Origin of the sequence: Mumia sp. zg.B53 (genome assembly GCF_019550935.1) — a bacterium.
In the GTDB taxonomy this organism is placed as follows: domain Bacteria; phylum Actinomycetota; class Actinomycetes; order Propionibacteriales; family Nocardioidaceae; genus Mumia.
The window spans coordinates 706,507-728,270 of sequence record NZ_JAHWCK010000001.1 but is presented as its reverse complement, the minus strand read 5'-3'; the positions used below and the strand labels follow the sequence as shown (position 1 = coordinate 728,270).

The 21,764-nt window shown below is 69.8% G+C and carries 28 protein-coding genes; 20 read left to right on the top strand and 8 right to left on the bottom strand.

Translation table 11 applies throughout. From position 1 onward, the window contains the following. Positions 1–22: 22 nt before the first annotated feature. The 14 genes from rpsE (at position 23) to KV102_RS03515 (ending at position 9,274) form a co-directional block, all read left to right on the top strand. Positions 23–622: a 30S ribosomal protein S5 gene (rpsE, locus tag KV102_RS03580; protein ID WP_220342051.1), complete on the top strand. Its 600-nt coding sequence runs from the start codon at positions 23–25 to the stop codon at positions 620–622. Next, complete coding sequence (gene rpmD / locus KV102_RS03575; RefSeq protein ID WP_220342050.1) at positions 622–804, top strand: 50S ribosomal protein L30; 183 nt, start codon at positions 622–624, stop codon at positions 802–804. Before rpsE ends, rpmD begins: the two co-directional genes overlap by 1 nt. 14 nt (positions 805–818) lie before the next feature. Continuing rightward, positions 819–1,259, top strand: a complete 441-nt coding sequence (rplO, locus tag KV102_RS03570) for a 50S ribosomal protein L15 (RefSeq protein ID WP_220342049.1) — start codon at positions 819–821, stop codon at positions 1,257–1,259. Between the two features lie 143 nt (positions 1,260–1,402). After that, a complete protein-coding gene (gene secY / locus KV102_RS03565) occupies positions 1,403–2,710 on the top strand; it encodes a preprotein translocase subunit SecY (RefSeq protein WP_220342048.1) in 1,308 nt (435 codons plus the stop codon). Beyond that, positions 2,710–3,276 carry an adenylate kinase gene (locus KV102_RS03560; protein WP_220345323.1) on the top strand — a complete coding sequence of 189 codons (567 nt, stop codon included), beginning with the start codon at positions 2,710–2,712 and terminating at the stop codon, positions 3,274–3,276. Before secY ends, KV102_RS03560 begins: the two co-directional genes overlap by 1 nt. 6 nt (positions 3,277–3,282) lie before the next feature. Continuing rightward, positions 3,283–4,119: a type I methionyl aminopeptidase gene (gene map / locus KV102_RS03555; RefSeq protein WP_220345322.1), complete on the top strand. Its 837-nt coding sequence runs from the start codon at positions 3,283–3,285 to the stop codon at positions 4,117–4,119. A gap of 136 nt (positions 4,120–4,255) precedes the next feature. Further along, positions 4,256–4,477, top strand: coding sequence for a translation initiation factor IF-1 (gene infA / locus KV102_RS03550; RefSeq protein WP_039345467.1), 222 nt, complete (start codon positions 4,256–4,258; stop codon positions 4,475–4,477). Positions 4,478–4,556: 79 nt separating this feature from the next. Then, a complete protein-coding gene (rpmJ, locus tag KV102_RS03545; RefSeq protein WP_167005642.1) occupies positions 4,557–4,670 on the top strand; it encodes a 50S ribosomal protein L36 in 114 nt (37 codons plus the stop codon). Between the two features lie 133 nt (positions 4,671–4,803). Next, the gene (gene rpsM / locus KV102_RS03540; RefSeq protein WP_220342045.1) at positions 4,804–5,181 is read left to right on the top strand and encodes a 30S ribosomal protein S13; all 378 of its coding nucleotides are present in this window, start codon (positions 4,804–4,806) and stop codon (positions 5,179–5,181) included. Beyond that, a complete protein-coding gene (rpsK, locus tag KV102_RS03535) occupies positions 5,181–5,579 on the top strand; it encodes a 30S ribosomal protein S11 (RefSeq protein ID WP_139087808.1) in 399 nt (132 codons plus the stop codon). Before rpsM ends, rpsK begins: the two co-directional genes overlap by 1 nt. A gap of 27 nt (positions 5,580–5,606) precedes the next feature. Next, positions 5,607–6,215 (top strand): 30S ribosomal protein S4, encoded by a 609-nt coding sequence (rpsD, locus tag KV102_RS03530; RefSeq protein WP_220342044.1) that lies wholly within the window; start codon positions 5,607–5,609, stop codon positions 6,213–6,215. 98 nt (positions 6,216–6,313) lie between these two features. Further along, on the top strand, positions 6,314–7,324 hold the full coding sequence (locus KV102_RS03525; RefSeq protein WP_220342043.1) for a DNA-directed RNA polymerase subunit alpha: 1,011 nt from the start codon (positions 6,314–6,316) through the stop codon (positions 7,322–7,324). Between the two features lie 48 nt (positions 7,325–7,372). Then, positions 7,373–7,933 carry a 50S ribosomal protein L17 gene (gene rplQ, locus KV102_RS03520; protein ID WP_220342042.1) on the top strand — a complete coding sequence of 187 codons (561 nt, stop codon included), beginning with the start codon at positions 7,373–7,375 and terminating at the stop codon, positions 7,931–7,933. Positions 7,934–8,227: 294 nt separating this feature from the next. Then, positions 8,228–9,274 carry an LLM class flavin-dependent oxidoreductase gene (locus tag KV102_RS03515; protein WP_220345321.1) on the top strand — a complete coding sequence of 349 codons (1,047 nt, stop codon included), beginning with the start codon at positions 8,228–8,230 and terminating at the stop codon, positions 9,272–9,274. Here the strand turns inward: KV102_RS03515 and KV102_RS03510 are convergent. Continuing rightward, on the bottom strand, positions 9,271–9,948 hold the full coding sequence (locus KV102_RS03510; RefSeq protein WP_220345320.1) for a TetR/AcrR family transcriptional regulator: 678 nt from the start codon (positions 9,946–9,948) through the stop codon (positions 9,271–9,273). The two genes, KV102_RS03515 and KV102_RS03510, sit on opposite strands and share 4 nt — an antisense overlap. A gap of 59 nt (positions 9,949–10,007) precedes the next feature. Between KV102_RS03510 and KV102_RS03505 the strand changes: the two genes are divergently transcribed. Then, positions 10,008–10,610 carry a class I SAM-dependent methyltransferase gene (locus tag KV102_RS03505; protein ID WP_220345319.1) on the top strand — a complete coding sequence of 201 codons (603 nt, stop codon included), beginning with the start codon at positions 10,008–10,010 and terminating at the stop codon, positions 10,608–10,610. A 13-nt stretch (positions 10,611–10,623) separates the two neighbouring features. Here the strand turns inward: KV102_RS03505 and KV102_RS03500 are convergent, their stop codons facing one another. Both KV102_RS03500 and KV102_RS03495 read right to left on the bottom strand, forming a co-directional pair. Further along, the gene (locus KV102_RS03500) at positions 10,624–12,126 is read right to left on the bottom strand and encodes a flotillin family protein (RefSeq protein WP_220342038.1); all 1,503 of its coding nucleotides are present in this window, start codon (positions 12,124–12,126) and stop codon (positions 10,624–10,626) included. 22 nt (positions 12,127–12,148) lie between these two features. After that, positions 12,149–12,652: a hypothetical protein gene (locus tag KV102_RS03495; protein WP_220345318.1), complete on the bottom strand. Its 504-nt coding sequence runs from the start codon at positions 12,650–12,652 to the stop codon at positions 12,149–12,151. 160 nt (positions 12,653–12,812) lie between these two features. Between KV102_RS03495 and KV102_RS03490 the strand changes: the two genes are divergently transcribed. The 3 genes from KV102_RS03490 to KV102_RS03480 all read left to right on the top strand — a co-directional run bounded on the left by KV102_RS03490 (position 12,813) and on the right by KV102_RS03480 (position 15,944). Beyond that, entirely contained in the window at positions 12,813–14,519 is a 1,707-nt protein-coding gene (locus tag KV102_RS03490; RefSeq protein ID WP_220345317.1) for an ABC-F family ATP-binding cassette domain-containing protein, read from the top strand. A gap of 56 nt (positions 14,520–14,575) precedes the next feature. After that, a complete protein-coding gene (gene sigJ, locus KV102_RS03485; protein ID WP_220342035.1) occupies positions 14,576–15,463 on the top strand; it encodes an RNA polymerase sigma factor SigJ in 888 nt (295 codons plus the stop codon). A gap of 133 nt (positions 15,464–15,596) precedes the next feature. Further along, positions 15,597–15,944: a DoxX family protein gene (locus KV102_RS03480; protein ID WP_220342034.1), complete on the top strand. Its 348-nt coding sequence runs from the start codon at positions 15,597–15,599 to the stop codon at positions 15,942–15,944. 7 nt (positions 15,945–15,951) lie between these two features. Here the strand turns inward: KV102_RS03480 and KV102_RS03475 are convergent, their stop codons facing one another. Both KV102_RS03475 and KV102_RS03470 read right to left on the bottom strand, forming a co-directional pair. Then, positions 15,952–16,377: a hypothetical protein gene (locus KV102_RS03475; RefSeq protein ID WP_220345316.1), complete on the bottom strand. Its 426-nt coding sequence runs from the start codon at positions 16,375–16,377 to the stop codon at positions 15,952–15,954. 64 nt (positions 16,378–16,441) lie between these two features. Next, on the bottom strand, positions 16,442–17,116 hold the full coding sequence (locus KV102_RS03470; RefSeq protein WP_220342032.1) for a TetR/AcrR family transcriptional regulator: 675 nt from the start codon (positions 17,114–17,116) through the stop codon (positions 16,442–16,444). Between the two features lie 95 nt (positions 17,117–17,211). Between KV102_RS03470 and KV102_RS03465 the strand changes: the two genes are divergently transcribed. Together KV102_RS03465 and KV102_RS03460 are read left to right on the top strand one after the other, a co-directional pair. Continuing rightward, entirely contained in the window at positions 17,212–18,030 is an 819-nt protein-coding gene (locus KV102_RS03465) for an SDR family oxidoreductase (protein ID WP_220342031.1), read from the top strand. 16 nt (positions 18,031–18,046) lie between these two features. After that, a complete protein-coding gene (locus KV102_RS03460) occupies positions 18,047–19,267 on the top strand; it encodes an acyl-CoA dehydrogenase family protein (protein WP_220342030.1) in 1,221 nt (406 codons plus the stop codon). Positions 19,268–19,274: 7 nt separating this feature from the next. Here KV102_RS03460 and KV102_RS03455 read toward each other — a convergent pair whose 3' ends face one another. From KV102_RS03455 to KV102_RS03445, 3 genes are read right to left on the bottom strand one after another with little or no spacing between them, the layout of a single operon-like run. Continuing rightward, entirely contained in the window at positions 19,275–19,874 is a 600-nt protein-coding gene (locus tag KV102_RS03455; protein WP_220345315.1) for a class I SAM-dependent methyltransferase, read from the bottom strand. Then, on the bottom strand, positions 19,867–20,691 hold the full coding sequence (gene truA / locus KV102_RS03450; RefSeq protein ID WP_220345314.1) for a tRNA pseudouridine(38-40) synthase TruA: 825 nt from the start codon (positions 20,689–20,691) through the stop codon (positions 19,867–19,869). Before truA ends, KV102_RS03455 begins: the two co-directional genes overlap by 8 nt. A 21-nt stretch (positions 20,692–20,712) precedes the next feature. Continuing rightward, the gene (locus KV102_RS03445) at positions 20,713–21,762 is read right to left on the bottom strand and encodes an NADP-dependent oxidoreductase (protein ID WP_220345313.1); all 1,050 of its coding nucleotides are present in this window, start codon (positions 21,760–21,762) and stop codon (positions 20,713–20,715) included. Positions 21,763–21,764: the final 2 nt, after the last annotated feature.

Sequence of the window (21,764 nt, the reverse complement as noted above, 5' to 3'; positions counted from 1 at the left end):
GACGAGAGAAGAGGACAGTCGAATGAGCGGAGCCCAGCGCCGCAGTGGCGGCGGGGACCGTCGGGGCCGCGATCGCGGTTCGGCGGACAAGACCGCATACATCGAGAAGGTCGTCGGCATCAACCGCGTGGCCAAGGTCGTCAAGGGCGGACGTCGGTTCAGCTTCACGGCCCTGGTCGTCGTCGGTGACGGCGACGGCATGGTCGGTGTCGGCTACGGCAAGGCGAAGGAGGTGCCGACTGCCATCCAGAAGGGTGTCGAGGAGGCAAAGAAGTCCTTCTTCCGCGTGCCGCGCATCCAGGGCACCATCCCGCACCCCGTGCAGGGTGAGCGGGCAGCCGGCGTGGTCATGCTGCGCCCGGCCGCTCCCGGTACCGGCGTCATCGCCGGTGGTCCGGTCCGCGCCGTGCTCGAGGCCGCAGGCATCCACGACGTGCTGAGCAAGTCGCTCGGCTCGTCGAACGCCATCAACATCGTGCACGCGACCATTCAGGCGCTGCGTGAGCTCGAGTCCCCGGCGGACGTGGCGGCTCGCCGCGGCCTGCCGGTCGAGCACGTCGCACCGGCGGCGATGCTCAAGGCCGAGCGTGAGCCGTCGACGCCGGCCCAGGCAGGTGCATGATGTCGAAGCTGCAGGTGACCCAGGTGCGCTCGGGCATCGGGCGTACGAACAACCAGCGCCAGACCTTGCGCACGCTCGGTCTCAAGCGCATCGGCGACGTCGTCGTCAAGGAGGACCGTCCCGAGATCCGCGGGATGATCGCAACGGTTCCTCACCTCGTCGACGTCAAGAATGTGGACTGAGGGGAGGAACTGACATGACGCTCAAGCTGCACCACCTCCGCCCCGCACCGGGCGCGAAGACCGCGAAGACCCGTGTGGGTCGCGGTGAGGGAAGCAAGGGCAAGACCGCGGGCCGCGGCACCAAGGGCACGAGTGCCCGCTACCAGGTGCCCGTCGGCTTCGAGGGCGGCCAGGTCCCGATCCACATGCGCCTCCCGAAGCTGGGTGGGTTCAAGAGCCCGTTCAAGGTGGCGTACCAGGTCGTGAACCTGACCCGCCTCGGCGAGCTCTTCCCCGAGGGCGGCACGGTGGACGTCGCCGCACTCGTCGACAAGGGTGCGGTCCGCAAGGGCCAGCCCGTCAAGATCCTGGGCAACGGCGAGATCGACGTCGCGGTCCAGGTGACTGCCGACAAGTTCTCGGCGTCGGCCAAGAGCAAGATCGAAGCGGCTGGCGGCTCGGTCACCGAGCGCTGAGTCGTACCGAGTCGTATGGGACATGGCGGTCTCTGACAGTCGCTCACCGAGCGACTGTTAGAGTCGCCATGTTTCGCTTCAAGGCCCCCATTCCGCACTCCACCCGCACGGGACACCGTCGCCGTTGTCCATAGGAGGACCCGGTGCTCAGCGCTTTCGTCAACGCGTTCAAGACGCCTGATCTACGCAAGAAGATCTTGTTCGTCTTGTTCATCCTCGTGCTGTTCCGGATGGGATCCGTCCTCCCCGCTCCGGGAGTGGACGTGGAGAACGTTCAGTTCTGCCTCAACGCTGCTACCTCAGGTGAGAACGCCAACAGCCTGTTCAACCTGCTCAACGTCTTCTCGGGTGGAGCTCTCCTCCAGCTGACCGTGTTCGCGCTGGGCATCATGCCCTACATCACCGCGAGCATCATCCTTCAGCTGTTGACGGTGGTGATCCCACGGCTGGAGACCCTCAAGAAGGAGGGTCAGTCCGGCCAGGCCAAGATCACCCAGTACACCCGCTACCTCACCCTGGGTCTCGCGGTCCTCCAGGGCGCCGGCATCGTCGCGATGGCCCGTTCCGGAGCCCTCTTCGGCAACCAGTGCAACCGCGACCTCCTGACCGACACCGACTCGGTCGGTCTCTTCCTGCTGATCGTCCTGGTCATGGTCGCCGGTACGGCGATGATCATGTGGTTCGGCGAGCTCATCAGCGACCGTGGTGTCGGCAACGGCATGTCGCTGCTGATCTTCACCCAGATCGTCGCGACCTTCCCGGGCACGATGTGGCTCATCAAGGAGCAGCGCGGCTGGGGCGTCTTCGCCGTCGTGGTCGCCGTCGGTCTCGCCGTCATGGCGGCCGTCATCTTCATCGAGCAGGCCCAGCGCCGGATCCCGGTGCAGTACGCCCGCCGGATGGTCGGACGCAAGATGTTCGGCGGCTCGTCGACCTACATCCCGCTGAAGGTCAACCAGGCCGGCGTCATCCCGGTCATCTTCGCCTCGAGCCTGCTCTATCTCCCGGCGCTGGCCGCACAGTTCAACCAGGGCAAGGGCTGGGCGAACTGGATCAACGACAACTTCGTCCGCGGCGACCACCCGGTCTACATGCTCACCTTCTTCCTGCTGATCGTGTTCTTCACGTACTTCTACGTGTCGATCACCTTCAACCCGAAGGAGGTCGCCGACAACATGAAGAAGTACGGCGGCTTCATCCCCGGCATCCGTGCCGGACGTCCGACCGAGCAGTACCTCGGCTACGTGCTCTCGCGCATCACCTTCCCCGGCTCGCTGTACCTCGGTCTCGTCGCGCTCATCCCGCTCCTGGCCTTCCTGCTCGTCGACGCCAACCAGAACTTCCCGTTCGGTGGCACGACGCTCCTGATCATCGTCGGCGTCGGTCTCGACACGGTGAAGCAGATCGAGAGCCAGCTGCAGCAGCGCAACTACGAAGGGTTCCTCAAGTGATGCGTCTCTTGTTCATGGGTCCTCCGGGGGCAGGCAAGGGCACCCAGGCGACTCTCCTCGCGGAAAAGCTCGGGATCCCGCAGATCTCGACGGGCGACATCTTCCGCGCGAACGTCTCCGAGGGCACGGAGCTCGGCGTCGTGGCGAAGACGTACATGGACAAGGGCGAGTACGTCCCCGACGAGGTCACCAACGCGATGGTGCGCGACCGGCTCACGTGGGACGACGCGCACGCCGGCTTCCTCCTCGACGGCTATCCGCGGACGGTCGACCAGGTCCACACGCTCGACGGGATCCTGGCCGAACTGGGAGAGAAGCTCGATGCCGTCGTCGAGCTGGTGGTGGAGCGTGAGGAGCTCATCGCGCGCCTGCTGAAGCGCGCGGAGACCTCGGGCCGCACCGACGACACCGAGGACGTCGTCCGGCACCGCCAAGAGGTGTACGAGGCGCAGACGTCGCCGCTGCTCGCCCTCTACGCCGACCGCGGTCTGCTGGTGCGGGTCGACGGGCTCGGCGCCGTGGACGAGGTCCAGGGCCGCATCCTCGACGCCCTGCCGCAGGACTAAGGAGCCATGGGTCTGTTCGGCAGCGGCCTGGAGATCAAGACGCCTGACCAGGTCGCCGTGATGCGGCGGGCGGGCGTGATCGTGGGCGAGACGCTCGCGCTCCTGCGTGAGTCGGTCCGGCCGGGCATGACCACGGCCGACCTCGACGCGATCGCGGAGGAGCACATCCACAGCCGTGGGGCCAAGCCGAACTTCAAGGGCTACCACGGCTTTCCGGCGACGATCTGCACGTCGGTCAACGACGAGGTCGTCCACGGCATCCCGGGCGGCCGCGTGATCGAGGAGGGCGACCTCGTCTCGATCGACTGCGGGTGCGTGCTCGACGGCTGGCACTCCGACGCGGCGGTCACCGTCGCGGTGGGGGAGGTCTCGGCGAGCCGGCGCGAGCTGATGCGCGTGTGCGAGGAGTCCTTGTGGCGCGGCATCGCCGCGGCACGGCTCGGCGGCAGGGTCAGCGACATCGGCCACGCGGTCGAGACGTACGTCCGCAGCCAACCCGCCGGTGCGTCGTACGGGATCGTCGAGGACTACGTCGGTCACGGGATCGGCACGGCCATGCACATGCCGCCCAACGTCCCCAACTTCGGCCGACCGGGCCACGGCGCCAAGCTGGTCAAGGGGCTGGTCCTCGCGGTGGAGCCGATGCTGACCGAAGGCACGATCGACACGACGACGCTCGAGGACGACTGGACCGTCGTGACCGACGACAGCGGGTGGTCGGCCCACTTCGAGCACACGTTCACGCTCACCGACACCGGCGCCTGGGTGCTCAGCGCCCTCGACGGCGGCAAGGCCCGGCTCGCCGAGCTGGGCGTCCCGTACGGCGGCCCCGAGAGCGACTGACGGCGCCCTTCCTCTCGTCGAGGGGGGCTGATTTGTCCGACCGCCACGGAGCACCGTACTATGGACAGTCGGCCGAGGTCTGCGTATCCGCATGCCTTCGGCCGATCCGAGAGACGTGCGACAGATTGCGGAGGACATGCCGAAGAAGGAAGGCGTCATCGAGCTCGAGGGCTCGGTCATCGAGGCCCTGCCGAACGCGATGTTCCGGGTCGAGCTGACCAATGGCCACAAGGTTCTAGCCCATATCAGCGGCAAGATGCGCCAGCACTACATCCGGATCCTCCCCGAGGACCGCGTAGTGGTGGAGCTGTCCCCGTACGACCTCACCCGAGGCCGGATCGTCTACCGGTACAAGTGACCCGCACCGGGAGCCGCCCGCGAGGGCGTCGTCGTCGCGCGCCGCGCAACCATCCGTCCGTTCAAGATAAGAGAGCTCGATGAAGGTTCAACCGAGCGTCAAGCCGATCTGCGAGAAGTGCAAGGTCATCCGTCGCCATGGCCGTGTCATGGTGATCTGCGAGAACCCGCGCCACAAGCAGCGGCAGGGCTGACCAGCCCGCCACCCACACGTGACCGCTCACCCCGTCGACGACGAGGTGCTTCCCCCGGACCGGAGGCCGGGGCCTGGCTGAGGCAGCCAGGACGCGTCACGACCACACCTCCGCAGTGGAAGGAAACCGCCTGATGGCACGCCTCATCGGTGTCGATCTCCCGCGCGACAAGCGCGTGGTGATCGGTCTCACCTACATCTACGGCATCGGCCGTACCCGCAGTCAGCAGCTGCTCGAGCAGACCGGCATCAGCCCCGACCTGCGCGTCCACGAGCTGAGCGAGGACCAGCTGGTCTCGCTCCGTGACGCGATCGAGGGTCAGTTCCAGGTCGAGGGCGACCTTCGCCGCGAAGTGGCCGCCGACATCCGTCGCAAGATCGAGATCGGCAGCTACCAGGGCCGCCGCCACCGCGCCGGGCTCCCCGTGCGCGGGCAGCGGACCAAGACGAACGCTCGCACCCGCAAGGGTCCGAAGCGCACCGTTTCCGGCGCAAAGAAGAAGGGTAAGTAATGCCTCCGAAGGGCACAGGCGCCAAGAAGGTGCGCCGCAAGGAGAAGAAGAACGTCGCCGCGGGCCAGGCCCACATCAAGAGCACGTTCAACAACACGATCGTCACGATCACCGATCCCACCGGAGCGGTGATCTCGTGGGCCTCGGCCGGCACCGTCGGCTTCAAGGGCTCGCGCAAGTCCACTCCGTACGCCGCGCAGATGGCCGCCGAGGCCGCCGGGCGTCGGGCGATGGAGCACGGGATGAAGAAGATCGACGTCTTCGTGAAGGGCCCCGGTTCGGGCCGCGAGACGGCGATCCGTTCGCTGGGTGCGGTCGGCCTCGAGGTCGGCACCATCCAGGACGTCACCCCCAGCCCCCACAACGGCGTGCGGCCTCCCAAGCGCCGCCGCGTCTGATCGCCCGGATCGGAGAGGAGAACACAGATGGCCCGTTACACCGGACCCCTGACCAAGAAGTCTCGCCGCCTGGGCGTGGACCTCGTCGGCGGTGACGCCGCGTTCGAGCGTCGTCCGTACCCGCCCGGCCAGCACGGCCGCGCCCGTGTCAAGGAGAGCGAGTACCGCACCCAGCTTCAGGAGAAGCAGAAGGCGCGTTACACCTACGGCGTGCTCGAGCGGCAGTTCCGCAACTACTACGAGGAGGCAAACCGTCGTCCGGGCAAGACCGGCGACAACCTCCTCCAGATCCTCGAGTGCCGTCTCGACAACGTCGTGTACCGCGCCGGTTTCGCGCGGACCCGACGTCACGCTCGCCAGCTCGTGACCCACGGCCACTTCCTGGTCAACGGCCACAAGACCGACATCCCGTCGTTCCAGGTCAGCAAGCACGACATCATCGACGTGCGGCCGAAGTCGCTCGAGACCACGCCGTTCATCGTGGCCCGCGAGACGTTCGACGCCACCACGGTTCCGGGATGGCTCACCGCCGTCCCGGAGAAGGGCCGCATCCTGGTCCACCAGCCGCCGGTGCGCGAGCAGATCGTCGTGCCGATCTCCGAGCAGCTGATCGTGGAGTACTACTCCAAGATCTGATCCGCTCACACGGCTGCCCGGGCCGGTCCCGGGCAGCCCCACCACCTCCACAGACCGTGTCCGTCAAATAGCGGGCGACGCGGAAAGGAAACCAGAAAATGCTCATTGCACAGCGGCCCACCCTGTCAGAGGACGTCGTCGACGAGTTCCGTTCGCGGTTCGTCATCGAGCCCCTCGAGCCCGGCTTCGGCTACACCCTCGGCAACTCGCTGCGCCGTACGCTCCTGTCGTCGATCCCGGGTGCAGCAGTCACCTCGATCAAGATCGACGGTGTCCTGCACGAGTTCTCGACGATCCCCGGCGTGACCGAGGACGTCACCGAGATCATCCTCAACCTCAAGAACATCGTGGTCAGCTCGGAGCACGACGAGCCCGTCGTCATGTACCTGCGCAAGCAGGGCCCCGGCGACGTCACCGCAGCCGACATCGCGCCTCCGGCCGGCGTCGAGGTGCACAACCCGGACCTCAAGATCGCGACCCTGAACGACAAGGGCAAGATCGAGGTGGAGCTGGTGGTCGAGCGCGGACGCGGTTACGTGTCGGCAGTCCAGAACAAGACCGGCGACGAGGAGATCGGGCGCATGCCGATCGACTCGATCTACAGCCCGGTCCTCAAGGTCACGTACAAGGTCGAGGCGACTCGTGTCGAGCAGCGCACCGACTTCGACAAGCTCATCATCGACGTGGAGACCAAGCGCTCGATCCTGCCGCGCGACGCCATGGCGTCGGCCGGCAAGACGCTCGTCGAGCTGTTCGGTCTCGCCCGCGAGCTGAACGTCGAGGCCGAGGGCATCGACATCGGCCCGTCGCCCGTCGACGAGGCGCTCGCCGCCGACCTGGCGCTCCCGGTGGAGGACCTCCACCTCACGGTGCGCTCGTACAACTGCCTCAAGCGCGAGGGCATCCACACCGTGGGTGAGCTCATCTCGCGCAGCGAGCAGGACCTGCTGGACATCCGCAACTTCGGTTCGAAGTCCATCGACGAGGTGAAGGCCAAGCTCGCAGAGATGGGCCTGGGCCTCAAGGACAGCCCTGCCGGGTTCGACCCGTCCGCGGTGGTCGACAGCTACGACGACGACGAGAGCTTCGCGGAGGACGAGCAGTACTGAGCCGACGCTCAGCACTGATCTCCGCACGACATCCCAGGAGACACAGCAATGCCCACGCCCACCAAGGGTCCGCGGTTCGGCGGGAGCCCGGCGCACCAGCGCCTCATCCTCGCCAATCTCGCACAGAGCCTGTTCGAGCACGGCCGCATCACCACCACCGAGGCGAAGGCCCGACGCCTTCGTCCGTACGCGGAGTCGCTGATCACGCGCGCCAAGGTCGACACGGTCGCCAACCGGCGCCAGGTCGTCAAGGTGATCCGTGACAAGCAGATCCTGCACGTGCTCTTCACCGAGGTCGCGCCGAAGTACACGACGCGCCCCGGCGGCTACACGCGCATCACCAAGATCGGGCCGCGCAAGGGCGACAACGCCCCCATGGCCGTGATCGAGCTCGTGGAGGAGAAGGACTTCTCCGTCACGACGAAGACGCCCAAGAAGTCCACGAAGGCAGAGACCGCCCCGGTCGCCGACAACGCCGACGAGGTCGAGGACCAGATCGCCGCTGCCGACGAGGCGCCGGCCGACGAGGCTCCCGAGGCTTCGGCCGACGAGGTCGAGGGCACCGACGCCGAGGGCACCGACGCCGAAGGCACCACCGAGAAGGCCTGACCTTCACCGGTCGAGCACGCACGCAGGCCGGCACCTGCTCCGAGAGGAGCGGGGGCCGGCCTTCGTGCACTCCAGGGCGCGGTCGCCCAGCTCATCCTCGGCCGCGGTGCGTGCGGCATCGACTGGCCGATGGCCTTCGTCTCGGGTCTGGTCGGCTCGTTCGTCAGCGCGCTGATCGTGACCCTGATCTGGCAGTGGTGGCGGGGACGGTCCACGTCCGCCGCCCGGTAGGACGTCGCAGGCAAGCCGTACGCGAGGGAATGAGCGACGCCTCCGTCGGCGTTGGAACCAGGTATGCCGCTCAAGCTCTCGGTCCTCGACCTCGTCCCCGTCCGCACCGACCAGTCGACCGGAGACGCTCTCGCCGCCACCGTGGCGCTGGCGCAGGCTGCCGACAATCTCGGCTACACGCGCTACTGGCTCGCGGAGCACCACAACATGCCGGCTGTCGCGGCGTCGTCGCCGCCGGTGCTGATCGCCCACGTCGCTGCCCAGACGGAGCGCATCCGCGTCGGCTCCGGAGGTGTGATGCTTCCGAACCACGCCCCGCTCGCCGTAGCCGAGCAGTTCGCGCTCCTCGAGGCGGCCCATCCTGGACGTATCGACCTGGGCATCGGGCGCGCGCCGGGCTCGGACCAGGTCACGTCCTGGATGCTCCGTGGCGCCGCGGGTCGCGACAACACCGACATCGAGCAGTTCCCCCAGTACCTCGACGACGTCATGGCGCTGATGGACTCCCAGGTGGGCGTCCGCGTGCCGCTCCAGGGACGGCAGTACCTCCTGAAGGCGACGCCGGCCGCGACCTCGGTTCCGCGACAGTGGTTGCTCGGCTCGTCGATGTACTCCGCCCACCTCGCCGCCGCCAAGGGCCTTCCCTACGTGTTCGCCCACCACTTCTCGGGCAAGGGCACCGCAGAGGCCCTGGCGACCTACCGTGCGGAGTTCCGCCCGAGCGAGCGCACACCTGAGCCGACGACCTTCTTGACCGTCAACGCCGTCGTCGCCGAGACGTACGACGAGGCCGTGGCGCTCGCGCTCCCGAACCTGCAGTCGATGGCACGGCTGATGACGGGCGCTCCCCTCGCCGCTCTCGATCTCGTCGAGGACGCCGAGAAGTCCCCTCTCACCCCGCCGCAGGAGGCGATGGTGCAGGACGGCCTGGCGCGCAACATCGTCGGCGACCCCGAGCAGGCGGCCCAGCGACTGCAGGCCCTGGCAGCGGAGTTCGAGGTGGACGAGGTGATGGTGCACCCGGTGGCCTCCGCGAGGCAGGGCGCCGATCCGCGTCGTTCCGTCCCTCGTGAGCGGACCCTGGAGCTCTTGGCGGAGGCGCTGGGCTAGGTCGTGCGGTCGGCAGGGGGCGGGAGCAGCACAGCGGTCAGCGTGTCCCTGATCCAGTCCGCATAGCGCTGGTGCTCCCAGCCGAGCTCATCGACGAGGAGCCTGTGCATGTCAGGGCCGGTCAGAGCCCACACGGTGGCCGCGGCGTCCTCCTCCTCCAGGCCTTCTCGGAGCGCGCCGTTGGCAGCCACCCATCCGACGAGCGCCTGGAGGTTGCTCAGGCGCGTGCGTTGATCCTGGGCCCGTTGCGTGGCGAGGTCTGGGTCGACCTCGCCCGCGGACCGGATGACGTCGTCGATGGGTCGGACCCGGCGTGTGCGTTGGGCGATGTCGTCAGCGAACATCCTGATCTGGGTGCGCTGGTCCTTCTCTGCCCTGACCTCCTGGGGGCGCGCCTGCTCCAGCACGGGCGGACTGTCGACCTCGCTGGTGGCGTCGTAGTTGAGCACCTCGACGACGAGGCGGTGCTTGGTGCCGAAGGTCTTGTAGACGAGGTCCGTGCTCACCCCGGCGTCGGCGGCGATCGCCGCCATCGTCGTGCGGGCGTAGCCGCGCTCGACGAACATCCGGTGCGCGGACCGCAGCATCGCGAGGCGGTTCTCGTCGGCGCGCTGACGACGCCGAGATGCGTCGTACGGACGGGATCCGGGAGACCGCTTGACGTGCTCGCTCATCGGGTCCACTCTAGAGGAGATTAGTTCTAGTCGCACTAGAACGAAAGTGGGGGAGTCGGATGTCGAGGGGATACCAGATCGCGTACCGGTGCGGGGTCAGGCCGTGGGAGGCCGCGGGTGACGGAGGCGCCGACCAGCTGGCCGGGCTGCTCACCGAGGAGGAGTCGCGCCCGCAGCCTTGGGGGTGCGCCCTCGACGTCGGCTGCGGCAGCGGGAGCCACACGATCGAGCTCGGACGCCGTGGGTGGACCGCGGTGGGCGTCGACGACGTGCAGAGGGCCATCGATCGTGCCCGGGCCCGGGACGGCGCCGAGCACGCCCGCTTCGTCTGCGCGGACGTCACGGCGCTGGTCGACGTCGAGCTCCCAGGCCCGGTCGAGCTCTTCGTGGACATCGGCTGCTTCCACGGACTCGGTGACGAGGCCCGCGCGGCGTACGGGACCGCGATGACGGCGGTCGCGTCACCGACCGCCTCGTTCCTGCTGCTGGCCTTCGCCCCCGGCCGCCGACCCCTCCTGCCGAGAGGGGCCGACGAGCGCGATCTGGCCCGGGCGCTCCCCGCGTGGGAGCTCACCGGCAGCTGCCTGGCCGACGTGTCGGGGATGCCGCGACCGCTCCGGTCGACGACGCCCCGCTTCTACCGGCTGCGTCGCCGACCCTGACGGCCGGGACGGCTCAGCTGTCGCCGTTCTTGCCGGTGGTGACGCCCATGCCGTTCGCGGCCCTGTCCACCGACCGGTGGAGGAGGCTCTCGAGGTCGAGCCCGGTCGAGGTCTTGAGCATCTGCAAGGTCTGGACGATGTTGTCGTTGACCTGCCTCGGCAGAGCCCCGGCGCCCTCGGTCGAGATCACCGTGAGCTGGTCGATCGCACTGATCGGTGCCGCGACCTCCTTGGCGATCTGCGGGAGCACCTCGATGAGCATCTGGAGGACCGCCGCGTCGTTGTAGCTTGCGAACGCCGCCGCGCGCTTGTCCATCGCCTCGGCCTCGGCGTGGCCGACGGCGAGCGTGGCGGAGGCCTGAGCCTCACCCTCGGCGCGGGTGGCCTCGGCCTCCGCCACGCGTCGGGCCTTCTCGGCCTCACCACGACGAGCGCCCTCGATCGCCTCGGCCTCCGCGATGGCCGTACGGCGTGACTTCTCCCCCTCACCGGTCAGACGCGCCTCCTCCGCCTTGGCCTCCGCGGCGGCGATGGTGGCGGCTTTGCGGGCCTCTGCCGCCGCGATGTCCGAGGAGCGGCGCGCCTCGGCCTCCTGCTCGACCTTGTACCGGGCCGCATCGGCCGGCTTGCGGACCTGCGTCTCCAGCTGCCGCTCGGTCAGGGCTGCCTGCCTGACGGCGACCTTCTCCTGCTCGACGAGCACGGCCTGGTCACGATCGGCCTGGGCCAGCGGACCGGCCGACGCCGCGTTTGCGGAGGCAGCGTCGGTCTCGGCCTTGATCTCCGCCTGCTTGAGCGCCAGCGTGCGCTGCGCGATGGCGATCTCCTCCTCGGCCTTCAGGCTCGCCTGCTCCGCGGCCTGGCGAGCCGCGGCCTCGGCGATCGCCGCGGTCTGCCGGTTACGGGCGGCTTCGGGGCGGCCGAGGTCGGCGAGATAGCTGCCGTCGTCGGTGACGTCCTGGATCTGGAACGTGTCGAGGATCAGACCCTGGCCGGTCAGGGAGTTCTCGGACTCGTCGGCCACGCGCTGGGCGAACGCGGCCCGGTCGCGGATGATCTGCTCGACCGTCAGACCGCCGACGATGGAGCGGAGCGCGCCGGCGAGGACCTCCTGCGTGAAGGGCTCGATGTCGGCCTGCTGCGACTGGAAGCGCTGGGCCGCGAGCCGGATCTGGTCGGCGTTGCCGCCCACCTTGACGATCGCGACACCCTCGACGTTCAGCTTGATGCCCTGTCCCGACACCGCACCACGGATCTGCACCGAGATGCGACGGCTCGAGAGGTCCATCGTCGCGAGCTTCTGCACGAACGGGACGACGAAGGTGCCGCCGCCGAGGATCACCTTCTGGCCTGACAGGTCGGTGGTGAGGGCGCCGGTCTCCGGGTTGAGGACCGCCTTGCCCTTGCGGCCGGTGACGATGAAGGCCTGGTTGGGCCCGGCGACCTTGTAGCGGCTCGTGACCAGGAAGAGGAGCAGGAGGACGAGGACGGCGATGCCGGCGATAGGGATCAGCACGGGGGAGCCTTTCGGGTGGGGATCAGGGGAGGTCGTCCCACACCGGGGCGACCCTGACGGCAGTGGGGGAGAGGACGCCGGTCACGTGCACCTCGGTGCCGGCGTCGAGGGCTCTGTCGGCACGGGCGTTGAGCTGGAGCACGTGCCCGCCGACCGCGACGCGGACCGTGCCGTAACCGTCGTCGGGGATGCCGGACACCACCCGCCCGCTGCGGCCGATGCTGTCGCCGGTCGAGGGAGTGGCGTCGCTGCTCCCACCGCGGACCAGGCCGGTCAACCAGGCCGCGGACCACGCGACGACGACACCGCACCCGCCGCCGGCGAGCAGAGCGGGCAGGAGGGGGACACCGGCGCCGTCCGCGGCGGCAGCCCCGAACCCGAAGGCGGAGACGAAGCCGCCGACGACGGCGGTCGAGAAGGCGTCCCCGGGCAGCACGTCGAGAGCTCCGTCGAGCACTTCGCCGACGACGAGCGAGACGGCGAGAAGCGCGAGGCCGGCGAGGCCGAGGATCAGGAAGACGGTCACGCCTGCTCCGTACGTCGGGTCTGGCCCGCCCGTACGTCGGGGAACCGCTCGCCGGATCGTACTCGATGACGAGGGTGCGCGGGACCGCTTCTCGCCAGCTCCTCGTCAGGTGGGACGGGGCGCGTCGAAACGGCGTTGACCGAGGGCGGAGACTAGGGCTGTGGGCCACGCAGAGCTGTCCGGGATCCGGTACGACCTCCCCGACGGGAGGGTGCTGCTGGACGACGTCAGCTTCCGCGTCGGCGACGGCGCGATCGTCGCCCTCGTCGGCGCCAACGGCGCGGGGAAGACCACGCTGCTGAGGATCATCACCGGTGAGATCTCGCCGCACGGTGGGTCGGTCAGCCGCAGCGGCGGCCTCGGCGTGATGAGGCAGATGGTGACACGTCACCCCGACGGCTCCCACCTCGAGACGGTGCGCGAGCTGCTCCTCTCGATCGCTCCGCCTCGCATTCGGGCAGCGGCCGCGCGGGTGGACGAGGTCGAGCTCGTCCTGATGGAGCGCGACGACGAGCCGACACAGCTGCGCTACGCCACCGCTCTGGCGGAGTACGGGGACGCGGGCGGCTACGACCTCGAGGTCACCTGGGACGCGTGCTGCACGGCCGCGCTGGGGATCTCCTACGAGCGGGCGATGTGGCGGGACCTCTCCACGATGTCGGGCGGAGAGCAGAAGCGGCTGGTGCTCGAGGGCCTCCTCCGCGGCCCCGACGAGGTGCTCCTGCTCGACGAGCCCGACAACTATCTCGACGTGCCCGGCAAGCAGTGGCTCGAGGAGCAGCTCACCGCCACGCAGAAGACTGTGCTGTACGTCAGCCACGACCGAGCCCTGCTGGCCAACACCGCCACGCGGGTGGTCACCCTCGAGGTCGGTGCCACCGGAAGCACGGCCTGGACCCACCCCGGCGGCTTCGCGACGTACCACGAGGCCCGCGCCGCTCGGTTCGCGAAGCTGGAGGAGCAGCACCGGCGGTGGGACGAGGAGCACCAGAAGCTCCGCGAGCTGGTGATCATGTACAAGACCAAGGCCGCCTACAACTCCGACATGGCCGCGCGCTACCGGGCGGCGCAGACGCGGCTGCGCAGGTTCGAGGAGGCGGGCCCGCCCGAGGTGGTGCCCCACGACCAGAACGTCGTCATGCGGCTCACCGGAGGCCGTACGGGCAAGCGGGCGGTCGTCGCCGAGAGCCTGGAGCTCACCGGACTCATGCGTCCGTTCGACCTCGAGGTCTGGTACGGCGAGCGCGTCGCGGTCCTCGGCTCCAACGGGTCGGGCAAGTCGCACTTCCTCCGCCTGCTCGCCGCCGGAGGCACCCGGCCGGACGTGGAGCACGAGCCGGTCGGGGACCAGGTGGTCGAGCCGGTCGCGCACCGCGGGCTCGCCAAGCTCGGGGCGAGGGTCCGGCCCGGGTGGTTCGTGCAGACCCACCACCATCCCGAGCTGGTCGGTCGCACCCTGCTCGAGATCCTGCACCGTGGCGACGTCGATGCGCGCGGGATCGGTCGGCGAGGGATGGGTCGGGAGGAGGCCGCGCGCAAGCTCGACCGCTACGGGCTGGCCCGCTCCGCCGAGCAGGCGTTCGACTCTTTGTCGGGCGGTCAGCAGGCGCGGTTCCAGATCTTGCTCCTGGAGCTGTCGGGAGCGACCCTCCTGCTGCTCGACGAGCCGACCGACAACCTCGACGTCGAGTCGGCCGAGGCGTTGGAGGACGGGCTCGAGGCGTTCGACGGGACGGTCCTCGCGGTGACCCACGACCGGTGGTTCGCGCGGCGGTTCGACCGGTTCCTCGTGTTCGGCGCCGACGGTGACGTCTACGAGAGCGACGAGCCGGTCTGGGACGAGGGTCGGGTCCTGCGCGACCGCTGAGCTGTCACGTCCGGGCTCCGCCGTGTGTCATGGGGGCAGGACCTACGAGGAGAGGGATGAGCGCGAACGACCACGATGAGCTCCTCGCACGGTTCGAGGAGGACCGATCCCGGCTGAGGTCGATCGCCTTCCGGATGCTCGGGTCCGCCGACGACGCCGACGACGCGCTGCAGGAGGCGTGGCTGCGGGTCAGTCGGGCCGAGGCCGGTGACGTGGAGAACCCGGCGGCCTGGCTGAGGACGGTCGTCGCGCGGGTCTGCCTGAACGCGCTGCGGACACGGCGGAGCCGGCGTGAGCAGTCCTTGGTCCATGTGCCCGACCCCATCGTCAGTCCCGACTCGGGTCCGGGGCCGGAGGACTCGGCGCTGCTCGCCGAGGGCGTCGGACTGGCGCTGCTGGTGGTGCTGGAGGGACTCAGCCCGGCTGAGCGCGTCGCCTTCGTCCTGCACGACGTGTTCGGGGTCGCCTTCGCCGAGATCGCCGCCGTCCTCGACCGCAGCCCGGAAGCCACTCGCCAGCTCGCGAGCCGGGCGCGGCGTCGGGTCCAGGGGCAGGCGCCAGCGCCGGATCCCGACCTGGCGCGCCAGCGGGAGGTGGTCGACGCCTTCTTCGCCGCATCGCGAGAGGGGGATCTCGACGGCTTGATCGCCGTTCTGCACCCGGACGTCATCCTGCGCTCGGACGGCGGAAGCGGTCGGCCGCAGTCCACCGTCGTGCTCCACGGCGCCGAGGAGGTCGCCGGGCAGGCCGCCGCGACCAGTCGCCTCTCTCCGTTCACCCGCCGTGTCCTCGTCAACGGGGTCCCCGGCGTCGTGGTCGCTCCGCGCGGCCGGCTCCAGGTGGTCATGGCGTTCACGGTCACGGGCGGTCGGATCGTCGCGATCGACGTCCTGGCCGACCCGCACCGTCTGTCACGGGTGGACCTGGGGCGACTGGAGGGCTGAGGGGATCGCCGGCGACCGGCGGCAGCGCCGTCTGTCACACCGGGGACCGGCTGTCACACCGAGGCGCCGGGGCGTGTCTGTCTCGTAGAGTGGCCACGCTCACCGGCGTGGTCCTGTCACGAGAGGACTTCTCATGGGCATCGTCTCGACCGCCGTCGTCATCCTCGCAGCCGCCTGGGTCGGCTTCTCCGCCGTCGCCACCTACACGCGCCAGGGCTGGGTCGTCGACAACTTCGCCGACTACGGCGTGCCGAGGTCCTGGTGGCCCTGGCTGGCCACCGCCAAGCTCCTCGGCGCGCTCGGCCTCCTGGTGGGGCTGGTCGTCCCGCCCATCGGCGTGCTGGCTGCCGGAGGTCTCGTCGTCTACTTCCTCGGCGCGATCGTCACCGTCGTACGGGCCGGCGCCTACGCGCACCTGCCGTTCCCGCTGCTCTATCTCACCCCGGCTGCGGTCGCCGGGACGCTGATCGGGACCGCCTGAGAGGTCCTCACGCCGCGAGGTCGTCCGGCGCGAAGGCGACGAGCTCGGTGTCGGTGGCCAGGTGTGTCGTCTCGACCGGCACACGCAGGTAGCGCGCCGACGTGGCGAGCGCACGAGCCCAGGTCCGATCTGCGTCGTTCATGCCGCCGGGTCCCGGCCGGCTGAGCAGGAAGGCGACCGTCGTCCCCGGCTCGAGCTCGTCCACGACCTGCTTGATCGCCCCGACGATCTCGGTGACCTGCTCCGGCTCGGCCGCCGGCGGGACGTCGGCGACCTCGGCCAGACGCGGGTGCATGCGGCGGTCAGGGTCCACGAACGCGAACCAGAGGGCTCGGCGGGAGAAGCCGAGCTCGCCCACCAGCGTGCTCCACCGGGCACGGAGGTCGGCCTGGCCTCGGATCGGGTCGTGAAGGGATGCATGGGTGTCCGTCATGCGAGCAGCCTGCCCGATCTCGACCACGCCCCGCCTGCGTCGTCCACAGGCCCGCGGCGCGGGATCAGGGGTGCGGTCCGGCCGCCCGAAGACGCTCGGGGATCCCCAGCGCGTTGACCCAGAGCCGGGTCAACGTGTGCGCGAGCCTCTCGACGTCACGCTCTGCTCCCACCACGAAGGCGTTGTACGCGGTCCGCGACACCATCGACGACAGCGCGGCGGCCGCCAGGTCGGCATCGAGCTCGGGATCGGCGAGGCCGCGCTCCTGGAGCGCGCGGACGCTGCGGGCGTTGCGCGCGGTGAAGGCCCGCGCGCGCTGCCGCCGTACGTCGGCGAACCGGTCGTCGATGGTCGAGACCTGCTCCAGGAGCCGCATCAGCTGCGCGTTGCGCTGGTACGACTCGAGATAGGCGCGGTTGGCGGCGGCGATCACGGCCACAGGGTCCTCGGTGCGGGAGACGTCGCGGAGGTCAGGATGGAGCATCTCCTCCTTCACCTCCTCGAGCACCGCGGCGAAGATCTCCTCCTTGCCGGTGAAGTACGTGTAGAACGACCCCGCAGCAGTCCCGGCCTCTGTCGTGATGTCGGCGAGGCGGGCCTCGAGGTAGCCGTCGCGCTCGAAGACCCGTCGCGCCGCCGCGACGAGGGCGGCCCGCGTCCGAGCTCCACGCGCCGTACGCGGTGGCTCGCGGGTCGTGCCGTCGGTCGCGTCGCCGTCGACCGGGATCGGTCGCGTCATCCCCGTCCTTCCGTGCCGACGCCCCGGCCGACAGCTTCGACTTGAAGTTGAGATCGGATTCAAGTATACAGAAGCCCCCGACGGAGGAGGACCGGATGGAGCTGCACGGTGCGGTCGCTGTCGTCACAGGTGGCGGCGGAGGGATCGGCAGCGCACTGGCTCGACGCTTCGCGGCCGAGGGCGCGCGCGTCGTCGTGGCCGACCTGGACAGCGCCGCCGCGGAGGCGGCCGCTGCAGAGGTCGAGGCCGTACGCCCCGGGTCCGCGATCGCCCACGCTGCCGACGTCGCCGACCCCGCTCAGATCGACGAGCTCCTGGCGCGTGCCGAGGAGGCCTACGGTCCGGTTGACCTCTACGCCGCGAACGCAGGCGTCTCCGGTGGGCACGGCCTCGGCGGTGAGGCGGCGTGGGACGTGGCCCTGGACGTCAACCTGCGCGCTCACGTGCGTGCCGCCGATTTGCTGGTCCCGCGCTGGCTCGAGCGCGGACGAGGCTACTTCGTCAGCACGGCGTCGGCGGCGGGGCTGCTCACGCAGATCGGCTCCGCGGCGTACGCGGTGACCAAGCACGCCGCAGTCGGGTTCGCCGAGTGGCTGTCGGTCACCTACGGCGACCGGGGCATCGGTGTCAGCTGCCTCTGCCCCATGGGCGTCGAGACGGCGTTGCTGCGTGCGGGGGAGCGGTCCGGTGACCGCCTCGGCGAGGCGGCCACCCGCGCGGTGACCTCGGCCGGCGAGGTCCTCGATCCGGACACCGTCGCCGACGACGTGGTCCGTGCCGTCCGTGCCGAGGAGTTCCTGATCCTCCCGCACCCTCAGGTGCTCGCGATGTACCGCCAGAAGAGCGCCGACTACGACCGATGGATCCGCGGGATGCGGCGCTACCAGGCCCAGCTGCTCGACCCCCGACCCTGACCAACCAGGAGGACGCATGTCCCTGTTCGAGACCACCGAGCGCAGCGCCAGATATCAGGAGGAGCTCCTGGCCTTCATGGACAGCCACGTCTATCCGGCAGAGGCCGTCTATGCCGCCCAGATGCGCGAGGCCGGTGATCCCCACCACCACCCGCAGGTCATCGAGGACCTCAAGGCGGAGGCCCAGCGCCGCGGGTTGTGGAACCTCTTCCACCCGCACCCCGAGTGGGGACCCGGACTCTCCAACTTCGAGTACGCGCCGCTCGCCGAGATCATGGGCAGGAGCCCGCACCTCGCGCCGGAGGCCTGCAACTGCGCGGCGCCCGACACCGGCAACATGGAGGTCCTGACGCTGTTCGGGAGCGAGGAGCACAAGAAGACCTACCTGCGGCCCCTCCTCGACGGCACCATCCGGTCCGCCTTCGCCATGACGGAGCCTGCCGTCGCCAGCTCCGACGCCACCAACGTCGAGATGCGGATGGAGCGCGACGGCGACGAGTACGTCCTCAACGGCCGCAAGTGGTTCGCCTCCAACGCGATGCACCGCAACTGCCGGGTCCTGATCGTGATGGGCAAGACCGATCCGACGGCGGCGACCCACCGTCAGCAGTCGATGATGGTCGTCCCCCTCGACGCACCTGGGATCACGGTGCTGCGCAACCTCCCGGTCTTCGGCTACCAGGACCGAGAGGGTCACGCCGAGCTCGTCTTCGAGGACGTCCGGGTCCCGGCCGCCGACGTGCTGGCCGGAGAGGGCGAGGGGTTCGCGATCAGCCAGGCACGTCTCGGTCCCGGCCGGATCCACCACTGCATGCGGGCGATCGGGATGGCCGAGCGAGCACTCGAGCTGATGTGCACCCGCGCACTGGCACGGGAGACCTTCGGGGCCCCCGTCGCCGAACGGTCGAACATCCAGGACTGGATCGCGGAGGCGCGGATCGAGATCGAGAAGAGTCGCCTCCTCACGCTCAAGGCGGCCTACGTGATGGACGAGTCGGGCAACAGGGCCGCCCGTACCGAGATCGCCGCGATCAAGGTCGACGCCCCGAACATGGCGCTCAAGATCGTCGATCGTGCGATCCAGGTCCACGGCGCGGCGGGGGTCACCGAGGACGTCCCTCTTGCGTCGTTCTACGCCCACCTGCGGACGCTGCGCATCGCCGACGGGCCGGACGAGGTCCACAAGCGCACCCTGGCCCGCCGGGAGCTTCGCCGGCACGCGGGCACGGTCGCCTGAGGCGCCGTCACCCCCGGCGTACGTGCAGGACGCGGAAGCCCTTCGCGCTGGCGACCCTCTCGGTGGGCCAGCCCTGGTCGGTCAGCCACCGCTGGAGCGAGTCGGCACCGAGGTTCTTGCCCACCACCAGGCGGGCGACGCCATCAGGTGCGAGCCGGGGGAGCCACTGCAGGAGGAGCTCGTGCAGCGCGGCCTTGCCGATCCGGATCGGAGGGTTCGACCAGATCTCGTCGAAGACCAGGGACGCAGGGACCTCGTCCGGCGCCGCCACGACGACCCGCGACCCGACTCCGGCACGCTCGGCGTTGGACCGGGTGAGATCGCGCGCGCGAGCGTTGGTGTCGACCGCGTGCACCGTGGCGGCCGGCACCGTGACCGCGACCGCGACCGCGATCGGACCCCAGCCGCACCCGAGGTCCAGCACCGTCCGCGCCTCACGGGGCGGCTCCGAGCTGCTCAGCAGCACCGCCGTCGCCTTGTCGAGACCCCCTCGCGCGAAGACGCCGGCGGCCGTCGTGAACGTGAGGCTGCGACCCCAGATCTCCGCCGTCACGTCGCGCCGACCCTCGGGGCCGGTCGGATCGCTGTCGAAGTAGTGCTCAGTCATCCTCGGGGCTCTCGAGCGGACCTCGGAAGGTACGCGTCTCCTGTGCGCGGGCGGCGAGCCGGGACTCCGCCGGGTAGACGACCTCCTCGAGCGTGAGCCCGAGCGACGGCATCACCTTCACCCGCGAGTCCCGGGTCCGTGCCTTGAGCACCCGCACCATCCACGCCGGCTCGTGGCGGCCTTCGCCGACCGCCGTGAGCGCGCCCATCAGCGACCGGACCATCGAGTGGCAGAAGGCGTCAGCGACCACCGTCGTCTCGACGATCGACGAGTCGGTGCGCCGGGTGGTGAGCTGCATGAGGCTGCGGATGGTGCTCGCCCCCTCCCGCCGACGGCAGAACGCGGCGAAGTCCTGCTCGCCCAGCACGCCGACCGCGGCGTCGTTCATCAGCGACACGTCGAGCGGACGGTGGTGGTGGACGACGTGGTTGCGGTGGAGCGGGTCGGGGCCGGTCACGCCGTCCCAGATCCGGTAGACGTAGCGCCGGCGCAGCGCGGAGAAGCGTGCGTCGAACCCGTCGGGCGCGACCCGTGCGGCCCGCACCACGATGTCGTCGGGGAGCACGCGGTCGAGACGGCGGAGCAGGTGCGCCTCGTCCATCTCGAGCTCGTCGGGAAGGTCGACGTGAGCGACCTGACCGCGTGCGTGGACGCCGGTGTCCGTACGGCCGGCGACGGTCAGCCTCGCGGGCCGGTCGAGCCGGAGCACCAGCGTCAGCGCGTCCTCGATGGTCTGCTGCACCGACGGAAGGCCGGGTTGCGAGGCCCAGCCGCGGTAAGCGCCACCGTCGTAGGCCAGGTCCAGTCTCCAACGCACCTGCTCAACCTACCGATCGCGTCAAACGGCCGTGACACCCCGTCCGTCCCCGGTGAGCGCGAGGACGAGCTTGCCCGTGTTGGAGCCCTCGAAGAGTCCGAGCCACGTCTCGTGGAACGCCTCCACACCGCCCTCGACCACAGTCTCGCGGGCGACCACCGAGCCGTCGGAGATCCAGGAGGCGATCGTGTCGATCGCCTCCGGATAACGGTCCTCGTAGTCGAAGACGACGAAGCCGGTCATGGACGCCCGGAAGACCAGCAGCGACAGGTACCGGCGTGGGCCGGCGGGCAGGGACGTCGCGTTGTACGCCGAGATCGCGCCGCAGAGGACCACCCGCGCGTGACGGCGGAGGTTGGCGAGGCCGGCGTCCAGGATGTCACCGCCGACGTTGTCGAAGAAGACGTCCACTCCCTGGGGCGCCACCTCCCGCAGACGCTCGAGGACGTTCTCGTCCTTGTAGTCGATGGCGGCGTCGAAGCCGATCGACGTCAGCCACGCGCACTTGTCGGGGCCACCGGCGATGCCGACCACCGTGCAGCCCATCGCCTTGGCGATCTGGCCCGCGACGCTGCCCACGGCCCCGGCGGCACCCGAGACGAGAACCGTCTCGCCCGGCTGGAGGCGGCCGACGTCGGTGAGACCGAAGTACGCGGTCATCCCGGGCAGACCTAGTGCGCCGAGCCACGTCGGGGCTCCCGCGACGGACAGGTCGATCGTGGTGACGCCGCGGCCGTCGGAGAGGGCGTACTCGGTCACGCCGAACATCCCCATGACCGCGTCGCCCACCTCGAAGTCGGGGTGCTTCGAAGCCACGACCGTGCCGGTCGCTCCGGCACGCATGACCTCGCCGAGGCCCACCGGAGGGATGTACGACCGGACGTCGTTCAGCCACCCGCGCATCGCCGGGTCGAGCGAGACGTGGTCGACCCGTACGACGATCTCTCCGGGGCCGGGCGCGGGGACCTCCGTCGTCACCGTCTCCCACGTGTTCTCGTCGGGGTAACCCTTCGGGCGCTCCCGCAGCAGGAGCTGACGGCTGGTGAACGGAGGCGTGGCGGGAGCGGGCATCG

Bases quoted from the DNA above. Each gene is read 5' to 3' on its own strand.
- sigJ (WP_220342035.1), top strand. From the start codon at position 14,576: ATGAGCGCGAACGACCACGATGAGCTCCTCGCACGGTTCGAGGAGGAC.
- rplO (WP_220342049.1), top strand. From the start codon at position 819: ATGACGCTCAAGCTGCACCACCTCCGCCCCGCACCGGGCGCGAAGACC.
- KV102_RS03525 (WP_220342043.1), top strand. From the start codon at position 6,314: ATGCTCATTGCACAGCGGCCCACCCTGTCAGAGGACGTCGTCGACGAG.
- KV102_RS03455 (WP_220345315.1), bottom strand. From the start codon at position 19,874: ATGACTGAGCACTACTTCGACAGCGATCCGACCGGCCCCGAGGGTCGG.
- rpsM (WP_220342045.1), top strand. From the start codon at position 4,804: ATGGCACGCCTCATCGGTGTCGATCTCCCGCGCGACAAGCGCGTGGTG.
- rpsK (WP_139087808.1), top strand. From the start codon at position 5,181: ATGCCTCCGAAGGGCACAGGCGCCAAGAAGGTGCGCCGCAAGGAGAAG.
- rpmJ (WP_167005642.1), top strand. From the start codon at position 4,557: ATGAAGGTTCAACCGAGCGTCAAGCCGATCTGCGAGAAGTGCAAGGTC.
- KV102_RS03475 (WP_220345316.1), bottom strand. From the start codon at position 16,377: ATGACGGACACCCATGCATCCCTTCACGACCCGATCCGAGGCCAGGCC.
- rplQ (WP_220342042.1), top strand. From the start codon at position 7,373: ATGCCCACGCCCACCAAGGGTCCGCGGTTCGGCGGGAGCCCGGCGCAC.
- KV102_RS03510 (WP_220345320.1), bottom strand. From the start codon at position 9,948: ATGAGCGAGCACGTCAAGCGGTCTCCCGGATCCCGTCCGTACGACGCA.
- KV102_RS03560 (WP_220345323.1), top strand. From the start codon at position 2,710: ATGCGTCTCTTGTTCATGGGTCCTCCGGGGGCAGGCAAGGGCACCCAG.
- KV102_RS03460 (WP_220342030.1), top strand. From the start codon at position 18,047: ATGTCCCTGTTCGAGACCACCGAGCGCAGCGCCAGATATCAGGAGGAG.
- infA (WP_039345467.1), top strand. From the start codon at position 4,256: ATGCCGAAGAAGGAAGGCGTCATCGAGCTCGAGGGCTCGGTCATCGAG.
- KV102_RS03470 (WP_220342032.1), bottom strand. From the start codon at position 17,116: ATGACGCGACCGATCCCGGTCGACGGCGACGCGACCGACGGCACGACC.
- KV102_RS03465 (WP_220342031.1), top strand. From the start codon at position 17,212: ATGGAGCTGCACGGTGCGGTCGCTGTCGTCACAGGTGGCGGCGGAGGG.
- KV102_RS03515 (WP_220345321.1), top strand. From the start codon at position 8,228: ATGCCGCTCAAGCTCTCGGTCCTCGACCTCGTCCCCGTCCGCACCGAC.
- rpsD (WP_220342044.1), top strand. From the start codon at position 5,607: ATGGCCCGTTACACCGGACCCCTGACCAAGAAGTCTCGCCGCCTGGGC.
- rpsE (WP_220342051.1), top strand. From the start codon at position 23: ATGAGCGGAGCCCAGCGCCGCAGTGGCGGCGGGGACCGTCGGGGCCGC.
- KV102_RS03445 (WP_220345313.1), bottom strand. From the start codon at position 21,762: ATGCCCGCTCCCGCCACGCCTCCGTTCACCAGCCGTCAGCTCCTGCTG.
- rpmD (WP_220342050.1), top strand. From the start codon at position 622: ATGTCGAAGCTGCAGGTGACCCAGGTGCGCTCGGGCATCGGGCGTACG.
- KV102_RS03505 (WP_220345319.1), top strand. From the start codon at position 10,008: ATGTCGAGGGGATACCAGATCGCGTACCGGTGCGGGGTCAGGCCGTGG.
- KV102_RS03480 (WP_220342034.1), top strand. From the start codon at position 15,597: ATGGGCATCGTCTCGACCGCCGTCGTCATCCTCGCAGCCGCCTGGGTC.
- map (WP_220345322.1), top strand. From the start codon at position 3,283: ATGGGTCTGTTCGGCAGCGGCCTGGAGATCAAGACGCCTGACCAGGTC.